We start from the raw sequence: 22,633 nt of genomic DNA on the forward strand, positions 1-22,633 counted from the left end.
CACCGCCGCCCTGTGACAGTGACGCCCATCACAAAGGCACACGCAGGGCGCTTGTCCCGCCGGGCGGCGGCCCACTACCGTGCCGATGTGGCGGATCTGTTCTCACGTTCGTGGTCGGCGTTGCTCGCGGCGGTCGCCGCTCTCCGGGACGAGGACTTCGCGCGGCCCTCCGGCTGCGCCGGCTGGCTCGTCCGCGACCTGGTGTGCCACCTGGTCATCGACGCCCAGGACGTCCTGATCACCCTGGCGACCCCCGCCGAGGGCGAGCCCACGCGGGACGCGATCACCTACTGGGAGGTCGCCCAGAGCCCGCCCACCGGCGACGACCCGCTCGACGCGCTGACCGTCCGGCTGGCCGCCGCCTACCAGGAGCCCTGGCTGCTGAAGTTCCACCTCGACGACCTGGGCTCCGCCGCCGGCCGCGCCGCCGCGCTCGCCGACCCGGGGTCGCGCGTCGGCACCCGCGACCAGGTCCTCACCGCCGGCGACTACCTGTCGGCCTACGTCCTGGAATGGACGCTGCACCACCTCGACCTGACCGCCCACCTCCCGCACGTCGCCGGACCGCCCGCCGACGGCCTGGCCCGCACCCGCCGGATGCTGGAGGAGATCGCCGCCGAACCGTACCCCGCGTCGTTCTCCGACGCCGACGCCCTCCTGGTCGGCACCGGGCGGCGCGCACCGACCGCCGCCGAACGGGCCGAGCTGGGCACGCGGAAGGTCCCGCTCATCCTGGGATGAGCGGGACCTTCGGCCAAGGGGTCCGCGTCAGCGGGCCTCGGCGGCCGTCTTCAGATCGCGCAGCCACGCCTCCAGCCCCGCGCCCAGGAGCTCGGTGGCCGTGGGCACGTCGGCCTCGACCTGGCCGCCGGTCCAGGTCTCCTCGGTGTGTACGCGCACACCGCCCTTGACCTCGGTGAACGTCCACAGGTGAACGCCCCGGTCGATGCGCACGCCCTTGCCGACCGCCGGCCCGCTCCACAGGATGCACACATCGCGCTCGATCCGGCGGACGGTGGAGGTGATGCGCATGGTGGTGGCCGGGGTCGTGGCCGTGGCCGGCGCGGGCGTGGTCCATCGCCACGACGAGCGCTCACGCAGGGGGCCGTGGTCGAGGCGCTTGCTGGTCAGGACGGGCTTTTGCCAGTCGGGCCAGCGTTCCACGGCGGTCTGCAGCTTGAAGATCCGGCTCACCGGCGCCTTGATGACGACGTCGGCGCTGTAGCGGATGCGGGCGCCGGCGTCCACGCCCTCCCCCCGGCACTGGGGCCTGCCCTCGTGGGCGGCGGCCTGCGCGGCCGGGACGGTACCTGCCAGGACGACGGCGAGCGGGATCACGAAAGCGGCGATGCGGACGTTGCTGGACATGGTGTTCCTTCCGTCGAGGGTTCGAAGTAGGCGGGTCAGCGCCGGGCGGCGCGCAGGACGGCCACGACGAGCGCGGCGGACGCGGCGACGATCAGCGCGGCGAAGGCGGGATGCATGTCCTTCGACAGGCTCGGCGCGCCGTCGGGCCGCACCAGCCACCCGACCAGCGGCACCGCGTAGGCGAGGGCCACCGCCACGGCCGCCCACCGGACCGCCCGGTCCCGCACCCGCGCCAGAGCGCCTGCCAGCACGACCGTGACCGGAACGACCGCCAGCAGCGCGAACCCGCCGAGGATCATCACGGGGATCGCGAAGGAGGCGACGGTCACCGGCATCGAACGAGCGCGCGGCGCCGACAAGGCAGACGTGGTGGTCATGACATTCCCTTCACCCGACCGGAGAGCTAGATGCTCATGCGTTCGTTAGAAGTTATAACTGCACGGGCGAAGGAGTGTCAACAACGTTCGTGATACCCTCTAACAGAATCTCCTGGCTGTAACAGCGGAAGGCGGACGATGGCGGAAACGGCCCAGCAGACCCCGCGCGAGCGCTACCGCGCCCAGGTCCGCGCCGAGATCAAGGACCACGCCTGGCAGCAGATCGCCACGACGGGGGCCTCGGCGTTGTCCCTCAACGCCATCGCCAAACAGATGGGCATGAGCGGCCCCGCGCTCTACCGCTACTACGCCAACCGCGACGAACTGATCACCGAGCTCATCCGCGACGCCTACCGCAGCCTCGCCGACACCCTGCGCTCGGCCGCCGCCCCGGGCGCCGACCTGGGCGTCCTGGCCCACGCCGTACGCGGATGGGCGCTGGAGGACCCCCAGCGCTACCTGCTCATCTACGGCACCCCCGTGCCCGGCTACCACGCCCCCGACGACATCACGGCCATCTCCGCGCAGATCATGGCGCTCCTGCTCGACGCCGGCTCGGCCGCCCCCCTGCGGCCCGCCACCCCGTTCGGCCGTCACCTGGAGGACCACCGTGACTGGGCGGCCGGCCACCCCGCCCCGCCCGAGGTCCTGCACCGGGCCCTGAGCTTCTGGACGCGCGTCCACGGCGTCCTGTCCCTGGAGCTCGCCGGCCACTTCACCGCGATGGGCTTCGACCCCGCCCTGCTCTTCGCGGCCGAGCTGGACGACCTGCTGGCCACGTGAGCGGGGACGACACCACGCGAGCTAGCCGACGTCCTGGGGCAGGTGGGTCTTGGCGTCGTCGTAGGAGCCCTCACCGGCCGACCCGGCCGGCTTGTAGACCAGGTAGAGCACGCCCGTCGTGAACACCTGCGACCTGACCAGCTCCAGCGGGATCGTGTCGTCCCCCTCGTCGAACAGCCGATCACCCTTGCGCACCGCGATCGGGTGCACGAGCAGGTGCAGCTCGTCCAGCAGACCGGCGGCCAGGAGCCGGCGGACCACCGAGACCGAGCCGCTCATCCCGATCGGGCCGCCCGGCTCGGCCTTCAGCGCGGCCACGGCCTCGGTCAGCTCACCCCGCAGCAGCTCGGAGTTGCGCCAGGTGAACTCCAGCGGCTGACGGGACACCACGATCTTGCGGGCGTCGCCGATCGTCTTGGCGAAGGCCGCGTCCTCACCCCCCGCCGCCTCGCGCTCCGGCCACGCCCCGGCGAAGCTGTCGTAGGTCTCGCGGCCCAGCAGCAGGGTGTCGGTCATCTGCTCGGTCACCGCCGCGCCCATCTCCTCGTTGAAGTACGGGAAATGCCAGTCCGCCGGGTCCTGGATGACACCGTCGAGCGAGATGAACAGGTTCGCGCTGATCTTCCTCATGATGATGACTCTCCAGTGAAGGACCAGACCGTCCGGCCTGGTCGCGGGTCGATGTGTACGAAGTCTCGCGGAAGGCGCTTACGGAAGTCTTAAGGTGCTCCTCCCGCGACGGGGCTCACCGGCCCAGCCCCGCCACCAGCAGGCCGACCAGGCGGCGGGCGTCGTAGCCGGGATCGCTGTCGGCCCCGATGCACAGGTTCCCCACGCCGCGCATCAGCTCCAGCGCCTTCAGATCGGCCCGGATCTCACCGGCCGCCGCCGCCGCGTCGAGCAGGCGCGTGCACACGGGCACGAGCCGGTCCAGGAAGTAGGCGTGCAACGCCTGGAAGCCGGTGTTGTCCGGTTGCAGCACGGCCGCGAGCCCGTGCTTGGTGACCAGGAAGTCGACGAACAGGCCGATCCACTCCCGAAGCGCCGCGTACGGGCTCGCGCTCGACTCCAACAGCGCCGGACCGGCCTCGGCGCAGGACTCGACCTGGTGACGGTAGACGGCGATCACGAGGTCGGCCCGTGTCGGGAAATGCCGGTAGATCGTGGCGGTCCCGACGCCGGCCTCGGCCGCGATGTCGCGGATCGGCGCCTCCACCCCCGAGGCGACGAAGACCGCCGCCGCCGCGCGCAGCAGGTTCTCCTCGTTGCGCCGGGCATCGGCCCGCTTGGGACGGGCCGCCCGCTCGTCGCTGTCCTTGACCACGCCGCTTCCTCCACAGCCGTGTTGCTGAACGGGACGCTGTCCCGTACCGTCGAAACGGGACACAGTCCCGCTTGTTCATGATGCCAGAGCCGCGCGCCGGCGGCCAACGCCCGCGCCCCTGGCCGACCATTGGGCCGCCCACGGCTTCGTGGTCCTGCAACCACCCACCTCGACTCCCGCACCCTCGCCCTGGCCGCCGACGACCCCCGTACGCCGCTGATCTGGCGCATCAGGGTCGAGGATCTCAGGCGCGCCATCGACGGCCTCGACCTGCTGGAGGCCGCCGTACCGGGCCTGGCCGGGCGCGTCGACCACGGCCGCGTCGCCGTCGCCGGCCACTCCTGGGGAGCCCAGAGCGCGAGCATGCTGCTGGGCGCGCGGGTCCTCGACGCCGACGGCGTACCGGGAGAGGACCTGTCCGACCCGCGCGTCGGCGCCGGCGTGCTGCTCGCGCTGACCGGCCTGGGCGGCGCGGACCTGTCGCCGTTCGCCGCCGGGCACTTCCCCTTCATGAACCCCTCCTTCGACGGCATGACCACCCCGGCCCTGCTGGTCGCCGGGGACAAGGACCAGTCCGCGCTGACGGTCCGCGGACCGGACTGGTTCACCGACGGCTACACCCTCAGCCCCGGGGACAAGAGCCTGCTCACCCTGTACGGCGCCGAGCACTCCCTCGGCGGCATCGCCGGCCACCGCGTCGCCGAGACCACCGACGAGAGCCCCGAACACGTGGCCCTCTTCCAGCGGCTCACCACGGCCTACCTGCACCCCGGCGACCCCGCCTGGCCCGCCGCCCGCACCGCCCTGGACCCCGCCCCCCACCCGCTCGGCCGCATCCAGAGCAAGTAGACCAGGGCAGGTAGACCAGGGCAGGTAGATCAGGGCAGGTAGATCAGGGCAGGTAGATCAGCCGGAGGACGGCATGGCCGCGGCCGGGCGGCGGAAACCGTACGTCTCGTGCCGCCGTACGAAACCGAGCGAACGGTACAACTCGCGGGCCGCCGCGTTGCCCGCGTCGTGGTTCACCGTCACCGCCGTCAGGCCCAGCGCCCGCATCCGGCGCATCGCGTGCGACATCGCCGCCCGCGCCAGGCCCCGCCGCCAGAACGCCGGATGCGTGCCGACCGGCTCGAAATGACCGATCCCGTTGCGCCCGTCGATCCAGCCGACCGCGAACGCCGCCACACCCCCGCCGGGCGCCTCGACCACGATCTCGTCCCGCGGGTCGTAGCCGGGGCGCTCCATCACCGCCGAACGGTACGACGGCCCGGTCCAGTCGTCGCCGAACGCCGCGTTGCGCGCCTCGGCCAGCCCCTGCGCGTCCCGCGGCAGGGCGTGCCGCAACCGGAACCCGGCGGGCAGCTGCGGCTCGGGCACCGGGTCGCGCAGGTCCCGCTCGTTGACGTGGTCCCACACCCGGAAACGCGAGAAACCGGCCCGCCCCAGCAACTCGATCCTGGTGGCGTCGCAGTCGAAGACGTCGGTCAGCACGTACGGCTCGGCCGCGTCCATGGCCCGCGCGGTCGCCCCGGCGGCCCACTCCAGCATGCTCAGCTCCAGCGGCCCGCCGCGCAGCCGCGGCGCGGCGAAGACGTCGAAGGCGCAGCCGAACCGCAACGTGATCGCGATCCCGGCCGGGCCGTCCGCGTCCTGCCACCACCGCACCAGCTCACCGGCCGGACGGCGATCACGCAGATTGTCATAGACGCGGTGCGGCAGCTCGCCGGTGTGGTCGTAGCCGCACCGGCCGGCCTCGGCGATCCACCCCGCCATGACCGACCGCAGGAAGGGCAGGTCGTCGTGGCGGAAGGCACGCGCGCGCATGACAGTGCTCCCCAGTTCTCTTCAGCGCTTCTCAGGACTTCAGGAAGTGCAGGACGGCCAGCACCCGGCGGCTGTAACCGCTGGCGTGCGACAGGCCGAGCTTGTCGAACAGCGAGTTGACGTGCTTTTCCACCGCGCTCTGCGAGACGTGCAACTGCTGGGCGATCGAGGCGTTGGTCATGCCCTGGGCCATGCGCTCCAGCACCTCCCGCTCGCGCACCGTCAACCGGGACAGTGGATCGACCTGCGTGGTACGGGCCAGCAACTGGCGCACCACCTCCGGATCGAAGGCCGCGCCGCCCGCGCCCACCCGCTCCAGCGCGTCCAGGAAGTCGCCGACCTGCCCGACACGGTCCTTCAGCAGGTAGCCGACGCCCTCGACGTCCGCGCTCATCAGCTCGGTGGCGTAGCGCTTCTCCACGTACTGCGACAACACCAGCACCTTGACCCCCGGCCAGCGCCGCCTGATCTCCAGCGCCGCCCGCAGCCCCTCGTCGGTGTGGGTCGGCGGCATGCGCACGTCCACCACCACGATGTCGGGACCGTGCTCGGCCACCGCCGCCACCAGCGCCTCGCCGTCGCTCACGGCCGCCGGCACCTCGTGCCCCTCATCGGCCAGCAGCCGCACCAGGCCCTCGCGCAGCAGCGTGGAGTCCTCGGCCAGGATCACCCGCACGGCAGCACCGCCGTGACCTCGGTCGGGCCGCCGGGCGGACTGACCACGTCGAACACGCCGTCCAGCGCCGCCACCCGCCTGGCCAGCCCCGAAAGCCCGCCACCCGAAGGGCGCGCGCCGCCCGTCCCGTCGTCGCCCACCCGTACGAACACCCTGTCCTCCTCCTGCCTGACCTCGACCCTCACCAGCGTGGCGGCCGCGTGCTTGGCGGCGTTGGTCACCGCCTCGCTCACCACGAAGTACGCCGCCGTCTCCACCGCCATCGGCGGCCTGCCCGGCAGGTCGCACACCACCGTGACCGGCACACCCGCGCGTTCGGCCACCCCCGCCAGCGCCTCGCCGAGCCCGAGGGAGTCCAGCCCGCTCGGATAGACCCGCCAGGCCACCTCGCGCAGCTCGGTCAACGCCTGCTGGGCCTCCTGGTGCGCCTGCTCCAGCAGCTCGGGACGCCCCCGCCTGGACCGCCCGATGAGCATCGACAACGCCACCAGGCGCTGCTGCAGCCCGTCGTGCAGGTCGCGCTCGATCCTGCGGCGCTCGGAGTCGACCGCCGCCACGATCCCGGCCCGGCTCTCGGCCAGCTCGGCGATCCGGCGCTCCAGCATCTCGGTACGGTCGGGCCCCAGCATCCGCCCGGCCAGCCGCCGCTCCAGCGCGTGCACCCCCACCAGCCCCGACAGGTCCATGAACAACAACACGCACCCGCCCACCACCACGTACAGGACCAGCGGCAGCGATCTGCTCATCCCGTCGAACGGCTCGTCACGGGCCCACGCCCAGGTGATCTGCGCCCCGGCGCCCGCGCCGATGACCAGCAGCGCGACCATCAGCCCGCCCAGCACCCCGGCCGGGACCCGCGCGGCCAGGTAGCGCGCCGGCCGCGTGTCCAGCCCGCCGAGGGCGTCGAGGGTGGCGGTGCCCAGGCGCAGCCGGCGGGCCTCCAGCGCGGCCAGCCGCGCCGCCGCCACCCGTACGCCGGGCCGGTTCACGAAGGGCAGCGTGAGCAGCAGGAACAGCGCCCCGGCCAGTGCGGTGAGCGCGCCCAGGGTCACCGCGCCCAGCACCTTCAGCCCCTCAGCGGCGGTTCGCATGCCTCCCCTTGCGCCGTTCCGTCAGGCGTACCGTGACGAAGACCGCGATCGCCAGCACCACGAGGCCGATCACCACGTTGGTGCCGATCCCCACGTACGCCTCCACCAGCGACCAGTTCTCGCCGAGAAAGTATCCCGCAAGCACGAAGATGGTGTTCCAGATGGCGCTGCCGGCCGTCGTAAGCAGGGTGAACGTCACCAGCGGCATACGTTCCACCCCGGCCGGCACCGAGATCAGGCTGCGGAAAATGGGGATCATCCGGCCGAAGAACACCGTCTTGCGGCCGTGCCGCAGGAACCACGCCTCGGTCTTCTCGATGTCGGACACCTTGACCAGCGGCAGCTTGGCGGCGATGGCCAGTGTGCGCTCGCGGCCGAGCAGCGCCCCCACCCAGTACAGCGCCAAGGCCCCGGCGACCGAACCGAGCGTGGTGAACAGCAGCACGTCCAGCAGGTCCAGCTCGCCCCTGCCGGCGGTGAAACCGGACAGGGGGAGGATGACCTCGCTCGGCAACGGCGGGAACAAGTTCTCCAGCATGATCGCCAACCCGGCCCCGAAGGCGCCGAGGTTCTCCATCATTGCGATAAGCCAATCCGTCATGTCCCCCAGGCTACGAACGATCAGACATGTCGGTAATGAGGCGTACTGCCGAGGCGCCCTGTGGTAAACCACACCCCCACGTACCGTACACTGTACGGCCTATGAGTGCTCTTCCGGATCTGGCGCGACACCCAGTGATCTTCGAACCCGGCGATCCCCCCAGGTCCGGTCACCTGGTCTTCCTCCACGACGAGGGCGACGACACGGCCACGGTGATCGAACAGGACGACGACGGCCGTCCCCGCCCGCGCGAGCGGGCCGCCACCAGGATCCCGGCCGCCGACGCGGTGGCCGTCCTGGCCAGGGCACGCGCCGACGCCGCCGCCCACCCCGCCGCCCGTTTCTGGGGCGCGGCCGCGCTGGTCGCCCTCCAGCTCGTCACCCGCGGACGCATCCTGCCCGCCGTCACACCCGGCGGCCACGACTCCTGGCGGGCCGGGCCCCTGGACGCCGCCGACGCCCGGCGGGTGCGCGAGCTGGCCGAGGCCATGCCCGCCGCCGCCCGCGCCATCCCCGTACGCGACCTGCTGCTGCCCGACGCCGAGAGCCTCCTGCGCGCCTTCCTCGACGCCGTGGCCGACGCCATGCCGCGCTCGCCCGGAGCCGTACGCGCCACCGGCACCACGGCCTTCGCCGCCGTCAAGCCCGTCAAGGTGCCCCACCTGCGCCCCTGGGCCGAGGAGGTCTCGGCCGGGCTCGACAGCGGCGTACGGCTCTCGCTCCGGCTGGAGGCCGACGACCTGGCCGCGGCCGAGTTCCGGGCCGTCGTCCAGGTGCACGGCCTGGCCGACCCCTCGCTCGTCGTGGACGCCGCCGACCTGTGGGAAGGCCGCGACCCCGGGTTCGGCCCCCGCGCCCGCATCGAGGTCACCCTCGCCCTGCGCCGCGCCGCCCGCGCCTGGGCCCGCCTGGAACGGCTGCTCGACCACGCCGTCCCCGACGAGCTCGCCCTCACCGACGGCGACGTCGAGGACCTGCTGTCCGGCGCGGCCGACCGGCTCACCGCCGCCGGCGTCGAGGTCCACTGGCCGCGCTCCCTCGTACGCGGCCTCAGCGCCCAGGCCGTCGTCGGCGAACGCGACAACGCGCCCTCCGACCTGCCCTCCTTCCTCGGCGGCCACCACCTGACCAGCTTCAACTGGCGGCTGGCGCTCGGCGGCGCCCCGCTGACCGCCGCCGAGATGGACCTGCTGGCCGAGTCCCACCGTCCCGTCGTACGGCTGCGCGACCAATGGGTACTCATCGACCCCGCCCTGGCCCGCAAGGCCCGCCGCCCCGACCTCAAGCCCCTGACCGGCCTCCAGGCGCTCGGCGCCGCGCTCACCGGCACGGTCGAACTCGATGGGGAGGGCAAGGGCGAGCCGGAACAGGTCGCCGTCGAGCCCACCGCCTGGCTCGCCGAGCTGCGCGACCGGCTCACCGACCCCGACCCCGTCGATCCGCCGCCCGGCCTGGCCGCCACCCTGCGCGACTACCAGCTCCAAGGGCTGCGCTGGCTGGCCAGGATGACCTCACTCGGGCTCGGCGGCTGCCTGGCCGACGACATGGGCCTGGGCAAGACGATCACCCTGATCGCGCTCCACCTGCACCGCGCCGGCACCGGCCCCACGCTCGTGGTCTGCCCGGCCTCGCTGCTGGGCAACTGGGAACGCGAGATCACCAGGTTCGCCCCCGGCGTCCCGGTCCGCCGCTACCACGGCAGCGCCCGCACCCTGGCCGACGAGGGCTTCGTGCTCACCACGTACGGCACCATGCGCCTGGACGCGGCCACCCTCGGCGCCCACCCGTGGGGCCTGCTGGTCGCCGACGAGGCCCAGCACGTCAAGAACCCGACCTCCGGCACCGCCAAGGCGCTGCGCGAGATCCCCGCCGCCGCCCGCGTCGCCCTGACCGGCACCCCCGTGGAGAACAACCTGTCGGAACTGTGGGCCATCCTCGACTGGACCACCCCCGGACTGCTCGGCCCCCTCGGACGCTTCAGGGCACGATGGGCCAAACCGGTCGAGTCCGGCGACACCGAGACGGCCGCCCGGCTGGCCAGGCTCGTCGGCCCGTTCCTGCTGCGCCGCCGCAAGAGCGACCCCGGCATCGCCCCCGAACTGCCGCCCAAGACCGAGACCGACCGGCCCGTCCCCCTCACCACCGAACAGGCCGCCCTGTACGAGGCCACCGTCCGCGAGATCATGACCCAGATCGAGAGCGCCCAGGGCATGGCCAGGCGCGGCCTGATCGTCAAACTGCTCACCGGGCTCAAGCAGATCTGCAACCATCCCGCCCACTACCTGCACGAATCGGCCCCCCGGCTGACCGGCCGCTCCGGCAAGCTCGAACTGCTCGACGAGCTCGTCGACACGATCGTCGCCGAGGACGGCGCCGTCCTGGTCTTCACCCAGTACGTCGCCATGGCCAGGCTCCTGGACCGGCACCTGACCGCCCGCGGCGTCGGCACGCAGCTCCTGCACGGCGGCACCCCGGTCGCCCGCCGCGAGGAGATGGTCCGCCGCTTCCAGGACGGCCAGGCCCCCGTCTTCCTCCTCTCCCTCAAGGCCGCCGGCACCGGCCTGAACCTCACCCGCGCCGACCACGTCATCCACTACGACCGCTGGTGGAACCCCGCCGTGGAGGACCAGGCCACCGACCGCGCCTACCGCATCGGCCAGACCAGGCCCGTCCAGGTCCACCGCCTCATCGCCGAAGGCACGATCGAGGACCGCATCGCCGCCATGCTGGGCGCCAAGCGCTCGCTCGCCGACGCCGTCCTGGCCTCCGGAGAGGCCGCCTTCACCGAGCTGACCGACGCCGAACTCGCCGCCCTCGTGGAGCTCAGATGACCGCCGTACGCGGATTCCCCGCCTTCCCCCCGCAACGCGCCGGAGCCCGCTTCGCCACCACCTGGTGGGGCCAGGCATGGATCAAGGCCCTGGAGGACACCTCGCTCGACCAGACCCTGCTGCGCAAGGGCCGCGCCTACGCCAAGACCGGCCAGGTCGGCCCGATCACCGTCAGCCCCGGCCGGCTCGCCGCCATCACCGAGCACGAGTACGACACCGTCGTCCGCGTCGAACAGCTCACCGACGCCGCCTGGGAACGTTTCCTGGACCAGGTCGCCGCCAAGGCCGGGCACATCGCCGCCCTGCTGGACCGCGACGTCCCGCACGACCTGGTCGAGGCCGCCGAGGACGCCGCCGTCCCGCTGCTGCCCACCGTCGGCGACCTGGAGCCCGAATGCTCCTGCCCCGACTGGGGACACCCGTGCAAGCACGCCGCAGCCCTGTGCTACCAGGCGTCCTGGCTGCTGGACGGCGACCCGTTCGTCCTGCTGCTGCTGCGCGGGCGCGGCGAGCGGGAACTGATCGACGCACTGCAGAACCGCGACCTGCCCCCCGCCCGGTCCGGAGCCGCGCCCGACGCCGCGCCCGATGCCCCGGCCGGGGGCGTGCCCGCCGCGCAGGCGTTCGCGCTCGGCGAGCCGCCCCTGCCCGACCCGCCACCCGCGGAGACCGCCTTCACACCGCTCGCGCTCGACCCGGCACCCGGCGTGGACGTGGCCGCTCTGGCCGTCCTGGCCGCCTCGGCCGCCGGGCGCGCCCGCGAGATCCTGCTGCGCGGCCGGCTGGAGCCGCTGAGCGAATACCAGGACCGCGTCCGCCTGGCCGCCGACCACGACCTCGACCTGGGCCTGGAGCCCGCCGTCCAGGCCTGGCGGTACGGCGGCGCCGCCGGGCTCGACGTGCTCGACACCGCCTGGACCCCGCCCCGCCAGGACCTGGCCAGGGCCCAGGCGCTGCTGGAGTCCGGCTGGGACGGCGAGCCCCCGCCGCACCTGGAGACCTGGCGCAACCGCTGGACCCTCGGCGCCCGCCAGGTGCGCTACGGCCGCGACGGCCGCTGGTACCCCTTCACCGAGCACGACGGCCACTGGTGGCCCTCCGGCCCACCCGAACGCGACCCCTCCACCCTCCTTCCCTGACCCCGCCGACAGGCAGGCAGGGGTCAGGGACCGGACTCCTCGGCCTCGCCCGCCGCCGCCACCGCCCGTAGCAGGCGGTCGAGGTCGGACGTCGTGGTGTGCGGGTTGAGCAGGGTGAGCTTGAGCCGGACCCGCCCCGGACCGGCGCCGGGCTCCCCGGCAAGGCCCTCGGGGAGCTCGGTGCGGCCGACCACCGCCGTGCCCTCGCGCAGCAGCCTGCGGCGCAGCGCGGCGTTCACCGCGTCCGACCGCGCCGGATCCGCCGTCGCGTACCGGAACAGGAACGCGGTCAGCACCGGCTCGGCGTGCAGCTCCAGCCGCGGATGGGCGCGCACCCCGGCGGCGGCGTACCGGGCCAGGTCGTGGCAGGCGTCCACCAGACGGCCCAGCCCCGCCCGGCCCAGCGTGCGCAACGTGACCGCGATCTTGAACGCGTCGGCGCGCCGGGTCGTGCGCAGCGAGTACCCCAGCAGGCTCGGGTAACCGGCCTCCTCGTCGTCGGCCGGGTTGAGGTAGACAGCCCGCCGGGCCAGCGAGGCGTACGTCTCTGCCCTGCGTACCAGGAAGACGCCCGCCGCGGCCGGCTGCCAGCCGAGCTTGTGCCAGTCCAGCGACACCGAGTCGGCCAGCGCGATGCCGTCCAGGAGCGGGGCGAGCCGGTCCGACAGCAGCGCGCCACCGCCGTAGGCGGCATCGACGTGCAGCCAGGCGCCGTACTCGGCGGCCGGCTCGGCGCACTCGCGCAACGGGTCGATCGCCCCGGTGTCCGTCGTGCCCGCCGTGGCCACCACGGCCACCGGCCGCTCGCCACGACCCGCGCTCTCCCGCAGCGCCGCCGCCAGCGCCCCGGCGTCCATACGCAGCTCCCGATCGACCGGGACGGCGACGACCGCGTCCTCGCCGAGCCCGAGCAGCGCGGCCGCCCGCCGGGTCGAGAAATGCGCGGCCTCGGAGGCGAACACCCTGGGCCGCGGCCCGCCCCCGGGCAGCCCCGACAACTCGATCCGCTCTCCCGAGGCCCGGCCCAGCACCAGGTCCCTGGCCAGCATCAGGCCCATCAGGTTGGACTCGGTGCCGCCGGAGGTCAGCACGCCCGCCGCCGACGTCCCGTACCCCACCAGCCGGGCCAGCTCGGCCAGCAGCGACGTCTCCAGCACGGTCGCGGCCGGCGCCTGGTCCCAGGAGTCCAGCGACGGGTTGAGCGCCGAGACCGCCAGATCGGCGGCCACCGCCACGGCCAGCGGCGGGCAGTGCAGATGCGCCGCGCACAGCGGATCGGCCGGATCGGCGCTCCCGTACGCCAGCGCCGCCGTCAACACCCCCAGCCACCCCCCGGCGGACTCACTCGCCACGCGGTCGAGCTCGGCGGCCAGCTCGCCGGGCGTACGGGCGGGGATCGGCCCGGCCCGCCGCCGCGCGCCCTCGGCCAGGGCGTCCAGCACGGTACGCAGCAGCGGCTCCAGAGCGCCGGCCCCGCCGACGCCACCCGACAGGGCCTCACCTTCGGTCACATCCGTCACCCCGCCACTGTGCGGCACCGGCGGCCACCGGGCCAACAAGCCGCCACGCGAACCCCCGATGGAACGCCATGGAACGCCACCACAGATAGGCACCCACTCATCACCAGGAGAACAAGGAGACCCACATGAGACCTCTACGCTGGATCGTGTCCGCGACGGCCGCCGTACTGACCGTCTGGATCCTCCCCGGCGCCGCCCACGCCGCCGCCCCCGTGCACATCAAGGAGGCCGAGCAGAGCAAGTGCCTCGACATCCGGACCGAGGACGACATCTTCGTCCCCGGCGCCCGGCTGCAGCGCTTCACCTGCCACAGCGTCCGCGAGCAGCAGTGGGAGATCGTCCCGCTGCCCGGCGACTCCTTCGTCCTGCGCAACCCGGCCACGCAGCTGTGCGTCGCCGTGGACTCGGCCGCCTTCGGCGCGCAGGTGGTGGAACGGGCCTGCAGCGACACCAACCCGGGCGTCCGGTGGTTCACGCTGGGCGGCGTGCCGTTCGTCAAGGGGTCGGGGTTCAACCAGATCCGCTCGTCGCTGGCCTCCGGAAGCTGCCTGGACACCCTCGACACCTTCGTCAAGATCTTCCCCTGCTCGCCGGGGCTGAACAACAAGGCCCAGCTCTGGGCCGCGGTCTGAGGGTCCGCGCCCCCTGCCCTCAGGCCGGGGGCCAGTTCCTGAGCACGGAGTCGAGGGCGTCCAGAGTCCTGGACCAGGAGGCGTCCGCCGCGCGGGAGTGGCGGCGGAACCCGCCGGCCGTCTCCAGGGTCACATAGCCGTGCAGCGTGCTGTGAAGCATGCGTACGGCGTCGGTCTGGTCGGGTTCGGCCAGGTCGTAGCCGCGCAGGATGGCCCGCGTCAGGTCCGAGTGCCGGCGGCCCGCGTCGAGGTCCAGCGACTCGGAGTCGAGCTCGATCTGCGTGGCGGCGTAGCGGCCAGGATGCTCCTTGGCGTAGTCGCGGTAGGCGTCGGCGAAGGGGATCAGCGCGTCCTTGCCCGACCGGCCGGCCAGCGCGGCGGCGGCCCGGTCGGCCATCTCGCCCAGAGCCAGCTCAGCGACCCTGACCCGCAGCTCCTGGAGGTCCTTGACGTGCGCGTACAGGGCGGCGGGTTTGACGCCGAAGCCGCGGGCCAGCGCGGAGACGGTCACGTTGTGGAAGCCGACCTCGTCGGCCAGCTCGGCCGCCGCCCTGACCAGCCGCTCCACCGTCACACCCGCCCGTGCCATGCGCCACCCTTCTTACAGGTTTTAAGTATTTGCATACTACCCTTAAGAAGGATTAGCCTCCACGCCCATGAGACCCCTGACCGAACACGACATCCGCACGTCGTTCATCAACTGCTCCAAGGGCGAGGCCAAGCGCGCCGAGCTGCCCAGAGACCTGCCCGACCTGCCTTGGGACGACCTCGACTTCCTGGGCTGGCGAGATCCGGGCGCCCCCGAGCGCGCCTACCTGGTCGCCGGCGGCGACGGCCCCCTGGTGGGGGTCGCGCTGCGGGTGACCTCCGGCGCCGCGCGCGCCTTCACCTCACGCAGCATGTGCTCACTCTGCCTGACCACGCACACCAGCGGCGGCGTGGCCCTGATGACCGCCCGGCGCACCGGCGAGCCCGGCCGCCAGGGCAACACGGTCGGGCAGTACATGTGCGCCGACCTCGCCTGCCCCCTCTACCTGCGCGGGAAGAGGCAGGCCGCGGGGGCCGGGGTCGTCGAGGAGTCGCTGACCCTTGAGGAGAAGCTCGCCCGCACCCACGCCAACGTGCGCGCCTTCCTGGACAAGGTGGCCGCCTGACCGGCCGCCTACTCGTCGTCCCAGGCCATCGAGCTGATCCGCCACCCGGCGGGCGTCCGGACGAACTGGGTGATCTTACGGCCCGCGCCCTCGAACCGCGCGCCGTCCCGGACGCCGGACTTGCGGTAGTCGCTGAACCGGTGGGCGATCGACCCGGAGATCTCGGTGCGCTCGGCCACCTCCCACTCGGAGAACTCCGTGAGCGTCCCGTCGGTCAGCAGCTTCTGCCGGGGCTCGACGAAGCCGTCGAGGTCGTAGGCCACCGGCTCGCCCCCGGTGTTGTTGACGATCGTGACCTGCGGGATGCACAGGTCGCGGACGGCGGCGACGTCCGCGACGCGTCCGGCGGTGTTGGTGAAGGCGTCCAGGAAGGCGGCCATCAGCCCGTCGAGCTCGGCCTTGGCGCCCGTGGCGGGCGCGTCGCCGGCCAGCAGCGCCCAGACCTCGCTGTCGTGCCGCTCGCCCCGGTGCGGGTAACGCGCGCGCAGCACGCCCTCGCGGGTCATGCCGAGCCGGCGCGCGACCTCGATGCTGCGGGTGTTGCCCGCCGAGACCCACCACTCGACCCGGGTCATGCCGCGTTCCCCGAACGCCCAGTCGATCAGCAGCCGGCAGGCCCGGGTCACCAGCCCGTGGCCCTGCCCGGCGGGCTCCAGCCAGCAGCCGACCTCGCACACCCCCGACACGGCGTCGAACCTGGTGAACATGACGCCGCCGACCAGCGTGCCGGCCAGCCAGATCCCGTAGATGCGGCCGCCGTCGGCGGCCTGGTCGTCGGCGTACCGCTGCAGGACCGCCGTGGCGGAGGCGAGGTCGGTGCTGCGCGCCGCCCAGGGGATCCACGGATCCACGATCGCGCGGGCACGGTCGATGTGGTCGAGGAACTCCTGCGCCTGCCAGGGCTCCAAGGGGCGCAGCAGGGCGTCGTCGCCGAGCGGCAGTGTGAACACGGACACCGTCCAATGGGTACGTAACGAGCGTTCGGTATGTAAGGTAGCAGCATGGCACCCGCTCCCGGAGACCGTGAAGCCCGCCGCGAGGACGTTTCCCAGGCGGTCTGGCAGGTGCTGGCCGACAAGGGGTTCGGCGGGCTGACCCTGCGCGCCGTCGCCACCGCCATGGGCGCCTCGACCGGCCTGCTCATGCACTACTTCCCGACCAAACGGGCCCTGGTCGCACACGCCCTCGACCTGCTGGAGAAACGTACGGCCGCCCGTCCCCGGCGCGAGCCGCCGGCCGCCGGGCTGGCCGCGCTCAGGGCCGCGCTGCTCGACATCCTGCCGCTGGCCCCCGGCGATGTCGCCCGCAACCGTATCTGGGTCAGCTCATGGGACCTGGCCCTGGCCGACGACGACCTCGGCGCCGACCAGGGCGCCCGCTACGAACGGCTGCGCTCGTCGCTGCTGCGCCACCTGGAGACCGCCCGCGACCTCGGCGAACTGCCCCCGGCCGCCGACCCGGGACGGCTCGCGGCCACCGTCGTCGCCTTCACGCACGGCCTGGTCGTCCAGGCGCTGTTCGACCCCGCCCGCTTCCCCGAGGACGTGCAGACGTCCCTGCTCGACGACTTCCTCGCCTCGATCGCGGAGCCTCTGCCGGCCCGCGGTCCGTGACGCCGTCCCTCAGGTGGCCACGGAGACGACGTGGCCGATCGAGGCGGGGTCGCCGGCCAGCCTCAGCATGCAGTGGGCCAGGTCGGCGCGGGTGGTGGACCGGCCGCCGCGCACGTTGAGGTCCACGGCCGTGCGGTAGCGGCCGGTCAGCCCGCTGTTCAGCAGCCGGGCCGGGCGCACGATCGTCCAGTCCAGATCGCGGGCCCGCAGCAGGCGCTCGGCCGCGGCCAGGTCGGTGTAGGAGTTCTTGAACAGCGGCTGCACGACGAGGGGCTTGAGCACGTACCGGGTGAACGGGCCGTCACCGGCGTCGGTGACCAGGCCGGCGGCGCTCACCAGCAGCAGCCGCCGGGCGGAGACACGTTCCATGGCCTGCGTGATCGAGCGCATGCTCGTGGTGTGCACGGTGGTCGGGCCCCGGTCGCGCGAGCCGAGCGCGATCAGCACGGCGTCCCTGCCCTTGATCGCCGGGGCGATGGCCTGGGGATCGGCCACGTCGGCGGTCACGGTCTCGACCCGGTCGCGCAGGTCGGCGGGCAACCGGGCGGGATCGCGGACGACGGCGGTGACCTCGTGCCCCAGATCGAGCGCCTGCCGGACGAGCTCACGCCCGGTGCCGCCGGTCGCGCCGAAGATGACGAGCCTCATGTCGTGTTCCCCTTCACCGGAGAGTGGGTGAATACTTACTCACCCTACTCGCCGGAGGGTCCGGCGGCGCCCGAGGGCTCCCGCGTGCGCGAAGGCCCTGCGGCGCCGCCGGAGGCGTGGGCGGCCGCCAGGATCCGGGCCGTCTCCACGACCGCCGCACGGCGCCGGGCCAGCGCCCTGCCGGGATCGGGCTCGTCGAGGATGAGCCGGCGCATCTGCGGTACGGCGAAGTTCCAGGCCACCAGCCCGAGGACGGTGAACAGCCAGTCCTGGGCGGTGGGCCGGTCGCTCATGCCGGCCGCGGTCAGGCCGTCGACGTGCCCGACGTAGGACTCCCTGCGCTCGCCTTCCCCCTCGACCGGGGCCTCGCCCACCTCCAGCGCCTCCCACATCAGCAGCCGCAGCAGCTCCGGATGCTCCTGGTACCAGTCGAACAGCACGCCGACGGCCTCGGGCAACGTACGCGGGTCGAGGCTCACCGCGTGGCAGATCTCGTCGATCTTGGCCCGTACGACCGTGCCGAACAACTTCTCCTTGCCGCCGAAGTAGAGGTAGATCGCCTGCTTGTTGGCCCGGGCGGCGGCCGAGATGCGGTCGATCCTGGCCCCGGCCAGGCCGTGCTCGGCGTACTCGGCCGTGGCGGCGGCGAGGATGCGCTGTCTGGTGGCCTCCGCGTCGTAGGTCATGCGAACAATTAAACCATCCAGTTGACATTTGCCCGGGAGCGCGCCAGGGTTCTCTTAAACCAACCGTATGGTTTATTTGTTGAGGAGAGAGATCATGACTGTCGACACCCTTGCCCCCGTGCCCGTCGGCCTGCCGCTGCCCGCCGCGCTGGACGGCCGTACCGTGGTGGTCGTCGGGGGCAGCTCCGGCATCGGGCTCGCGGCCGGCGCGCTGCTGGCCTCCGTCGGGGCCCGCGTGGTGCTCGTGGCCCGCGACCGCGACCGCCTGGCCGCCGCCGTCGAGCAGGTACGCACCCCCGCGAGCACCGTGATCGGGATCGCCGCCGACGGCACCGACGAGGACGACCTGCGGCGCGTTCTGGACGAGGCCGGCGGCCCGGTGGACCACGTGCTGGTCACCGCGGGCGGCCTGGCCGGCGGGCCGTTCCTCGACACGCCCGCCGACCGGCTCCGGCAGGCCGTGGACGGCCGGTTCTGGGGCGCCTACGGCGCGGCCCGCGTCGCGGCCCGGGCCATGGCGCCCGGCGGATCCATCACCTTCAGCTCCGGCCTCTACCTCCAGCGGCCCATCCCCGGAGCCGCCGCCGCCATCGCGATCCTCGGCGCCGTCGAAGGGCTCACCAGGACCCTGGCCGTCGAGCTCGCGCCCCTGCGGCTGCGGGTCAACGCCGTCAGGTACGGCGTGGTGGACACCCCGCTCTCGCGCGGCAGCCTCGGCCTCGACGGGGACGAGGCGGTGGCCGCGGCCGGCCGTGGCATGCCGCTCGGCCGGTTCGGCACGGCGCAGGAGGCGGCCTCGGCCTCGTTGTTCCTCATGACCAACAACTTCGTGACCGGGACCGTGCTCACCGTGGACGGGGGCCAGACCCTGGTCTGACACCCCCGCCCGTGGCCGCCGCCGGGGGCGTCAGGCCAGGTTGAGCTGCCAGGACACGCCGAACCGGTCAGCCAGCCAGCCGAACCTGGTGCTGAAGCCGTACGAGCCGATCGGCATCAGCGCCTGGCCGCCCTCCAGCAGCGCCGCGTACAGCCGGTCGATCTCCTCCTCGGTGTCGCAGGCGACCCAGATCGAGATCGAGGGCGTGAAACCGAAGGCGTGCTGCTGGTTGCTGTCGATGCACATGTACTCCTGGCCGGCCAGGGTGAACGTGGCGTGCTTGACGGTGCCCTCGGGGCCCGGCTCGCCAGGGCCGTAGTGGGAGACGGCCACCACCTTGGAGTCCTCGAACAGGGACACGTAGAAGGTCATGGCCTCCTCGGCGTCGCCGTTCTGGAACATCAGGAACGTCGTGGTCTTCTGGCTCATGCCTGGTCCTCCGGAGGCAGGTAGAAGGCGGTGGTGCCGGCGACGGCGGTGGCGGCGGTCTCGGGCGCGGCGCCCGAGCGTTCGAAGGCCGCCCCCCACGCCTGGCTGCTGGCGGTGATGAAACGCCGGCCGTCGCCGGTCAGCTCGAAGCCGCTCTTGTCGGGCGGCGGCCCGCCCGCGAGGTGCAGGCCCAGGCCCAGCAGCGCCAGGTCCCAGCCGACGCCGACCGCTCCGGGGCCGTAGCGCCCCCACATCTCCGGCGGCACCTCGGCGGTGTGCCGCAGCTCGAACAGGGTGCCCTCGTCCTCGGCCGACAGGCGCACCTCGACCTCCGAGAAGCCGGGGTCGGGCCCGAACAGCCAGCTCACCCTGAGGTAGGCGGGCGGCTCGCAGTCGAGGATTTCCCCGCCCGCGTTGCCTTCGAGCTGGTACGTGCCCCCGAGCCGCAGGTCGCCCGAGACGGGCAGGAACCAGCGGGCCAGGCGCTCGGCGTCGGTGCAGGCGTCCCAGACGTCCTTCACCTCGGCGTCGTAGTGCCTGGTCAGTACAACGGTCTTGCGCTCACCGTCCTTCAGCTCCCGCCTGATCCGGGATATCTCGTCCAGACTGTCCATCTTGTTTCTTTCTCCTGCCCCGCACCAGTTCGGTGGCCAGCGCGTCGAGGCGCTGCTCCCAGAACCCGCGGAAATGATCGAGCCAGAGGTCGACCTCCCGCAGCGGCGCGAACTCCACGGCGTAGAGCCGTCGCGTGCCCTGGGCCCGCACGGTGGCGAACCCGTTGTCGCGCAGCACCTTCAGGTGCTGGGAGACGGCCGGCTGGGAGATGCCGAACTCTCGCTGGATGACTGTGGTGACCTCGCCGGAACTCTGCTCGCCGCCGGCCAGCAGCTCCAGGATCCGGCGGCGGACCGGATCACCGAGGACGTCGAACGCGTGCACGACCTCAGTGTTTCAGGGCAGGCTTATATAAGTCAAACCTGGGATAGATGGGCGCGCACGAAGTCCAGCTCCAGCAGCAGCAGGTTCTCGGCCACGTCCTCCTGCGAGGTCATGTGGGTGACGCCGGTCAGGGGCAACACCGTGTGCGGGCGGCCCGCGGCCAGCAGCGCCCCCGACAGGCGCAGGGTGTGGGCGGCGAAGACGTTGTCGTCGGCCAGGCCGTGCACCAGCATCAGCGGACGGCTCAGGCGCGGCGCGTCGGGCAGGAGCGAGCTGCGGTCGTAGGCATCGGGGTGCTCGTCGGGGTGGCCGAGGTAACGCTCCTGCCAGTGGGTGTCGTACAGGCGGGGGTCGGTCACCGGCGCGCCCGCGACGGCCACGTGGAAGACGTCGGGATGACGCAGCACGGCCGCGGCCGACAGGTAGCCGCCGTAGGACCAGCCGCGGATCGCCACCCGGTCCAGGTCGAGGTCGGGATGGCGGGCGGCGGCGGCGTGCAGCGCGTCGACCTGGTCCTCCAGCGCCGCGCTCAGCTTGTCGAAGCGGATGGCGCGCTCCCAGGACGGCCCCCGGCCCGGCGTGCCCCGGCCGTCGGTGACCAGCACCGCGAAGCCCTGGTCGGCGAACCACTGCTCGATCGCGAAGGCGTCGAGGCTGCGCAGCACCCGCGTCCCCATGGGCCCGGCGTACGGCGAGAGCAACACCGGCAGCCGCCCCGACCCCGGCACGTGCCCCGAGGGGAACAGGACCGCCGTACGCAGGTCGCGCTTGCCCAGCGACACCAGCTCCACGCCCGGCCGCAGCACCGGCACCGCGCCGTGGGAGACGATCGCCTTCCCGCCCGCGCTCACCCCCACCCCATGCTCCTCCAGGCTGCGGCGCACCACGACCGTCGTCCCGCCGGCGCGGGCGCCGGTGTGCACACCCGGCTCGGACGTCACCCTGACCAGGCCGTCGGCCCTGGACCAGGTGTACAGGTGCCGCTCGGTCGGCTCCTCGCAACACTGCGCCAGCACGCTCTCGCCATCCACCGCCAGGACCTCCAGCACCTGGAGGCCGGGCGGCGTCACCACGTCCTCGCCCACCATCAGGCGGCGGGTGTCGTCGCGGTCCACCGTCCAGACCAGCTCGCCCGCGGCCGTCCGCGCCGGGACGCCCGGCACCAGCTCCAGCCAGGCGTCGTCGGTGTCCTCGCGCACCAGGGTGGTCGCGCCGGTGGCCGGATCGACCTCCAGGACGCGGGTGGTGCGCTGGTCACGGCTCTGCACCAGCACCAGCAGGCCCTGGCCGGTCCACGACACCGCCGCCACGTACTCGAAGGCCCTGCGGTCCCACACCACCTGGGTGCGCCGGCCCTCCAGCGTGACCAGCCACAACGACACGTCGGCGTTGGCCGTTCCGGCCGGCGGGTAGGCCATCACCCGCGGCGGCCTGCCGGGCTCGGCGGGCTCGGCCAGGCACCACTTCTGCACGGCGGAGTTGTCCACCCGGGCGGCCAGCAGGCGGCTCCCGTCCGGGGCCCACCAGTAGCCGCGGTGGCGGCCCATCGACTCGCCCGCCACGTGCTCGGGCAGCCCCCACGTCACGTCCGTGCCGCCGGGGACGAGCAACGGGCGCTCCCCGACGTGCAGCGCGCCGCCGGAGACGAACGCGACCTGCTCGCCCGAGGGGTCGAGCCGCGGGTCGGAGCCGGTGAGGCCGAGCGCGCTCACCTCGCCGGTCAGCAGGTCGACGGTGTGCAGCGCGCCGTCGACCGCGTAGACGGCCTTGGTGACCGCGGCGTCGGTGGCGTAGGCGACGATGCCGGCGGCGTGCTCGCGGGTGCGTTCCCGGCGGGTGCGCTCGGCCTCCGACAGGCGCGCGCCGGGCGCCGGCGCGCCGGGGTCGGCGAGCAGGCGCTCCTCCCCCGTGGCCACGTCGAACGACCACAGCCGGTTCACCGGGTCCTCGCCCGAGGAGGACCGCAGGAAGATCACCCGCGTGCCGTCCGGGGAGATCGTGAAGTTCCGCGGCACGCCGTGCGTGAAGCGAGCCGTCCGCGCGTGCTGGCGGGGAAGCGTGAGGGGAGGCATGGCGCGATCATAGACACGGCCCGTCGAGACGGCGCAAGGCAGGCCAGGG

General features: G+C 73.1%; 26 protein-coding genes. 9 read left to right on the top strand and 17 right to left on the bottom strand.

Features of this window, described 5'->3' with window-relative positions:
• The first annotated feature begins 87 nt into the window (after window positions 1–87).
• A complete protein-coding gene (locus IEZ27_RS02695; RefSeq protein ID WP_229823130.1) occupies window positions 88–741 on the top strand; it encodes a maleylpyruvate isomerase N-terminal domain-containing protein in 654 nt (217 codons plus the stop codon).
• A 27-nt stretch (window positions 742–768) separates the two neighbouring features.
• Here IEZ27_RS02695 and IEZ27_RS02700 read toward each other — a convergent pair whose 3' ends face one another.
• Entirely contained in the window at window positions 769–1,368 is a 600-nt protein-coding gene (locus IEZ27_RS02700) for an SRPBCC family protein (protein ID WP_189645693.1), read from the bottom strand.
• A gap of 35 nt (window positions 1,369–1,403) precedes the next feature.
• Complete coding sequence (locus IEZ27_RS02705) at window positions 1,404–1,745, bottom strand: hypothetical protein (RefSeq protein WP_189645694.1); 342 nt, start codon at window positions 1,743–1,745, stop codon at window positions 1,404–1,406.
• Window positions 1,746–1,883: 138 nt separating this feature from the next.
• On the opposite strand from IEZ27_RS02705, the gene IEZ27_RS02710 reads away from it, so the two are divergent.
• On the top strand, window positions 1,884–2,528 hold the full coding sequence (locus tag IEZ27_RS02710; protein ID WP_189645695.1) for a TetR/AcrR family transcriptional regulator: 645 nt from the start codon (window positions 1,884–1,886) through the stop codon (window positions 2,526–2,528).
• Between the two features lie 21 nt (window positions 2,529–2,549).
• Here IEZ27_RS02710 and IEZ27_RS02715 read toward each other — a convergent pair whose 3' ends face one another.
• A complete protein-coding gene (locus IEZ27_RS02715) occupies window positions 2,550–3,158 on the bottom strand; it encodes a dihydrofolate reductase family protein (protein ID WP_185845225.1) in 609 nt (202 codons plus the stop codon).
• 115 nt (window positions 3,159–3,273) lie between these two features.
• Complete coding sequence (locus IEZ27_RS02720) at window positions 3,274–3,852, bottom strand: TetR/AcrR family transcriptional regulator (protein WP_189645696.1); 579 nt, start codon at window positions 3,850–3,852, stop codon at window positions 3,274–3,276.
• A 129-nt stretch (window positions 3,853–3,981) separates the two neighbouring features.
• Between IEZ27_RS02720 and IEZ27_RS02725 the strand changes: the two genes are divergently transcribed.
• Window positions 3,982–4,701, top strand: coding sequence for an alpha/beta hydrolase family protein (locus tag IEZ27_RS02725; protein ID WP_379478541.1), 720 nt, complete (start codon window positions 3,982–3,984; stop codon window positions 4,699–4,701).
• Window positions 4,702–4,758: 57 nt separating this feature from the next.
• Here the strand turns inward: IEZ27_RS02725 and IEZ27_RS02730 are convergent, their stop codons facing one another.
• The 4 genes from IEZ27_RS02730 to IEZ27_RS02745 are packed head-to-tail and all read right to left on the bottom strand — an operon-like array spanning window position 4,759 to window position 8,044.
• The gene (locus IEZ27_RS02730) at window positions 4,759–5,676 is read right to left on the bottom strand and encodes a GNAT family N-acetyltransferase (protein ID WP_189645697.1); all 918 of its coding nucleotides are present in this window, start codon (window positions 5,674–5,676) and stop codon (window positions 4,759–4,761) included.
• A gap of 31 nt (window positions 5,677–5,707) precedes the next feature.
• Window positions 5,708–6,352 (bottom strand): response regulator, encoded by a 645-nt coding sequence (locus IEZ27_RS02735; RefSeq protein WP_189645698.1) that lies wholly within the window; start codon window positions 6,350–6,352, stop codon window positions 5,708–5,710.
• A complete protein-coding gene (locus IEZ27_RS02740) occupies window positions 6,343–7,443 on the bottom strand; it encodes a sensor histidine kinase (protein WP_189645699.1) in 1,101 nt (366 codons plus the stop codon). The genes IEZ27_RS02735 and IEZ27_RS02740 overlap by 10 nt, the downstream gene beginning before the upstream one ends.
• Window positions 7,427–8,044: a DedA family protein gene (locus tag IEZ27_RS02745; RefSeq protein WP_189645700.1), complete on the bottom strand. Its 618-nt coding sequence runs from the start codon at window positions 8,042–8,044 to the stop codon at window positions 7,427–7,429. The genes IEZ27_RS02740 and IEZ27_RS02745 overlap by 17 nt, the downstream gene beginning before the upstream one ends.
• 101 nt (window positions 8,045–8,145) lie before the next feature.
• On the opposite strand from IEZ27_RS02745, the gene IEZ27_RS02750 reads away from it, so the two are divergent.
• Together IEZ27_RS02750 and IEZ27_RS02755 are read left to right on the top strand one after the other, a co-directional pair.
• Entirely contained in the window at window positions 8,146–10,875 is a 2,730-nt protein-coding gene (locus IEZ27_RS02750) for a DEAD/DEAH box helicase (protein ID WP_189645701.1), read from the top strand.
• Window positions 10,872–12,014, top strand: coding sequence for an SWIM zinc finger family protein (locus IEZ27_RS02755; protein ID WP_189645702.1), 1,143 nt, complete (start codon window positions 10,872–10,874; stop codon window positions 12,012–12,014). Before IEZ27_RS02750 ends, IEZ27_RS02755 begins: the two co-directional genes overlap by 4 nt.
• Before the next feature lie 23 nt (window positions 12,015–12,037).
• Here IEZ27_RS02755 and IEZ27_RS02760 read toward each other — a convergent pair whose 3' ends face one another.
• Window positions 12,038–13,525, bottom strand: coding sequence for a pyridoxal phosphate-dependent decarboxylase family protein (locus tag IEZ27_RS02760; protein ID WP_229823132.1), 1,488 nt, complete (start codon window positions 13,523–13,525; stop codon window positions 12,038–12,040).
• 134 nt (window positions 13,526–13,659) lie between these two features.
• Between IEZ27_RS02760 and IEZ27_RS02765 the strand changes: the two genes are divergently transcribed.
• Window positions 13,660–14,166, top strand: a complete 507-nt coding sequence (locus tag IEZ27_RS02765; RefSeq protein WP_125646528.1) for an RICIN domain-containing protein — start codon at window positions 13,660–13,662, stop codon at window positions 14,164–14,166.
• 19 nt (window positions 14,167–14,185) lie between these two features.
• Here IEZ27_RS02765 and IEZ27_RS02770 read toward each other — a convergent pair whose 3' ends face one another.
• On the bottom strand, window positions 14,186–14,755 hold the full coding sequence (locus IEZ27_RS02770; protein WP_189645703.1) for a TetR/AcrR family transcriptional regulator: 570 nt from the start codon (window positions 14,753–14,755) through the stop codon (window positions 14,186–14,188).
• A gap of 67 nt (window positions 14,756–14,822) precedes the next feature.
• On the opposite strand from IEZ27_RS02770, the gene IEZ27_RS02775 reads away from it, so the two are divergent.
• Window positions 14,823–15,320: an FBP domain-containing protein gene (locus IEZ27_RS02775; protein WP_189645704.1), complete on the top strand. Its 498-nt coding sequence runs from the start codon at window positions 14,823–14,825 to the stop codon at window positions 15,318–15,320.
• Between the two features lie 8 nt (window positions 15,321–15,328).
• Here IEZ27_RS02775 and IEZ27_RS55245 read toward each other — a convergent pair whose 3' ends face one another.
• The gene (locus IEZ27_RS55245; RefSeq protein ID WP_308427248.1) at window positions 15,329–16,276 is read right to left on the bottom strand and encodes a GNAT family N-acetyltransferase; all 948 of its coding nucleotides are present in this window, start codon (window positions 16,274–16,276) and stop codon (window positions 15,329–15,331) included.
• Window positions 16,277–16,321: 45 nt separating this feature from the next.
• Between IEZ27_RS55245 and IEZ27_RS02785 the strand changes: the two genes are divergently transcribed.
• Entirely contained in the window at window positions 16,322–16,933 is a 612-nt protein-coding gene (locus IEZ27_RS02785) for a TetR/AcrR family transcriptional regulator (protein ID WP_189645705.1), read from the top strand.
• Between the two features lie 9 nt (window positions 16,934–16,942).
• Here IEZ27_RS02785 and IEZ27_RS02790 read toward each other — a convergent pair whose 3' ends face one another.
• The gene (locus tag IEZ27_RS02790) at window positions 16,943–17,581 is read right to left on the bottom strand and encodes an NAD(P)-dependent oxidoreductase (protein WP_189645706.1); all 639 of its coding nucleotides are present in this window, start codon (window positions 17,579–17,581) and stop codon (window positions 16,943–16,945) included.
• Between the two features lie 44 nt (window positions 17,582–17,625).
• Window positions 17,626–18,267, bottom strand: a complete 642-nt coding sequence (locus IEZ27_RS02795; RefSeq protein WP_189645707.1) for a TetR/AcrR family transcriptional regulator — start codon at window positions 18,265–18,267, stop codon at window positions 17,626–17,628.
• Window positions 18,268–18,361: 94 nt separating this feature from the next.
• Here IEZ27_RS02795 and IEZ27_RS02800 point away from each other — a divergent pair, with 94 nt between their 5' ends.
• Complete coding sequence (locus IEZ27_RS02800; RefSeq protein WP_189645708.1) at window positions 18,362–19,144, top strand: SDR family oxidoreductase; 783 nt, start codon at window positions 18,362–18,364, stop codon at window positions 19,142–19,144.
• 30 nt (window positions 19,145–19,174) lie between these two features.
• On the opposite strand, the gene IEZ27_RS02805 is transcribed toward IEZ27_RS02800, so the two are convergent.
• Genes IEZ27_RS02805 through IEZ27_RS02820 form a run of 4 tightly spaced genes read right to left on the bottom strand, consistent with a single transcriptional unit; the run spans window position 19,175 to window position 22,584 of the window.
• Window positions 19,175–19,573 (bottom strand): VOC family protein, encoded by a 399-nt coding sequence (locus tag IEZ27_RS02805; RefSeq protein WP_189645709.1) that lies wholly within the window; start codon window positions 19,571–19,573, stop codon window positions 19,175–19,177.
• Window positions 19,570–20,187: an SRPBCC family protein gene (locus IEZ27_RS02810; protein WP_189645710.1), complete on the bottom strand. Its 618-nt coding sequence runs from the start codon at window positions 20,185–20,187 to the stop codon at window positions 19,570–19,572. Before IEZ27_RS02810 ends, IEZ27_RS02805 begins: the two co-directional genes overlap by 4 nt.
• Window positions 20,135–20,512, bottom strand: a complete 378-nt coding sequence (locus IEZ27_RS02815) for an ArsR/SmtB family transcription factor (RefSeq protein ID WP_125646542.1) — start codon at window positions 20,510–20,512, stop codon at window positions 20,135–20,137. Before IEZ27_RS02815 ends, IEZ27_RS02810 begins: the two co-directional genes overlap by 53 nt.
• Before the next feature lie 32 nt (window positions 20,513–20,544).
• Entirely contained in the window at window positions 20,545–22,584 is a 2,040-nt protein-coding gene (locus IEZ27_RS02820) for a S9 family peptidase (protein WP_189645711.1), read from the bottom strand.
• Window positions 22,585–22,633 lie beyond the last annotated feature (49 nt).

Origin of the sequence: Nonomuraea spiralis, from assembly GCF_014648435.1 — a bacterium.
Classification (GTDB): domain Bacteria; phylum Actinomycetota; class Actinomycetes; order Streptosporangiales; family Streptosporangiaceae; genus Nonomuraea; species Nonomuraea spiralis.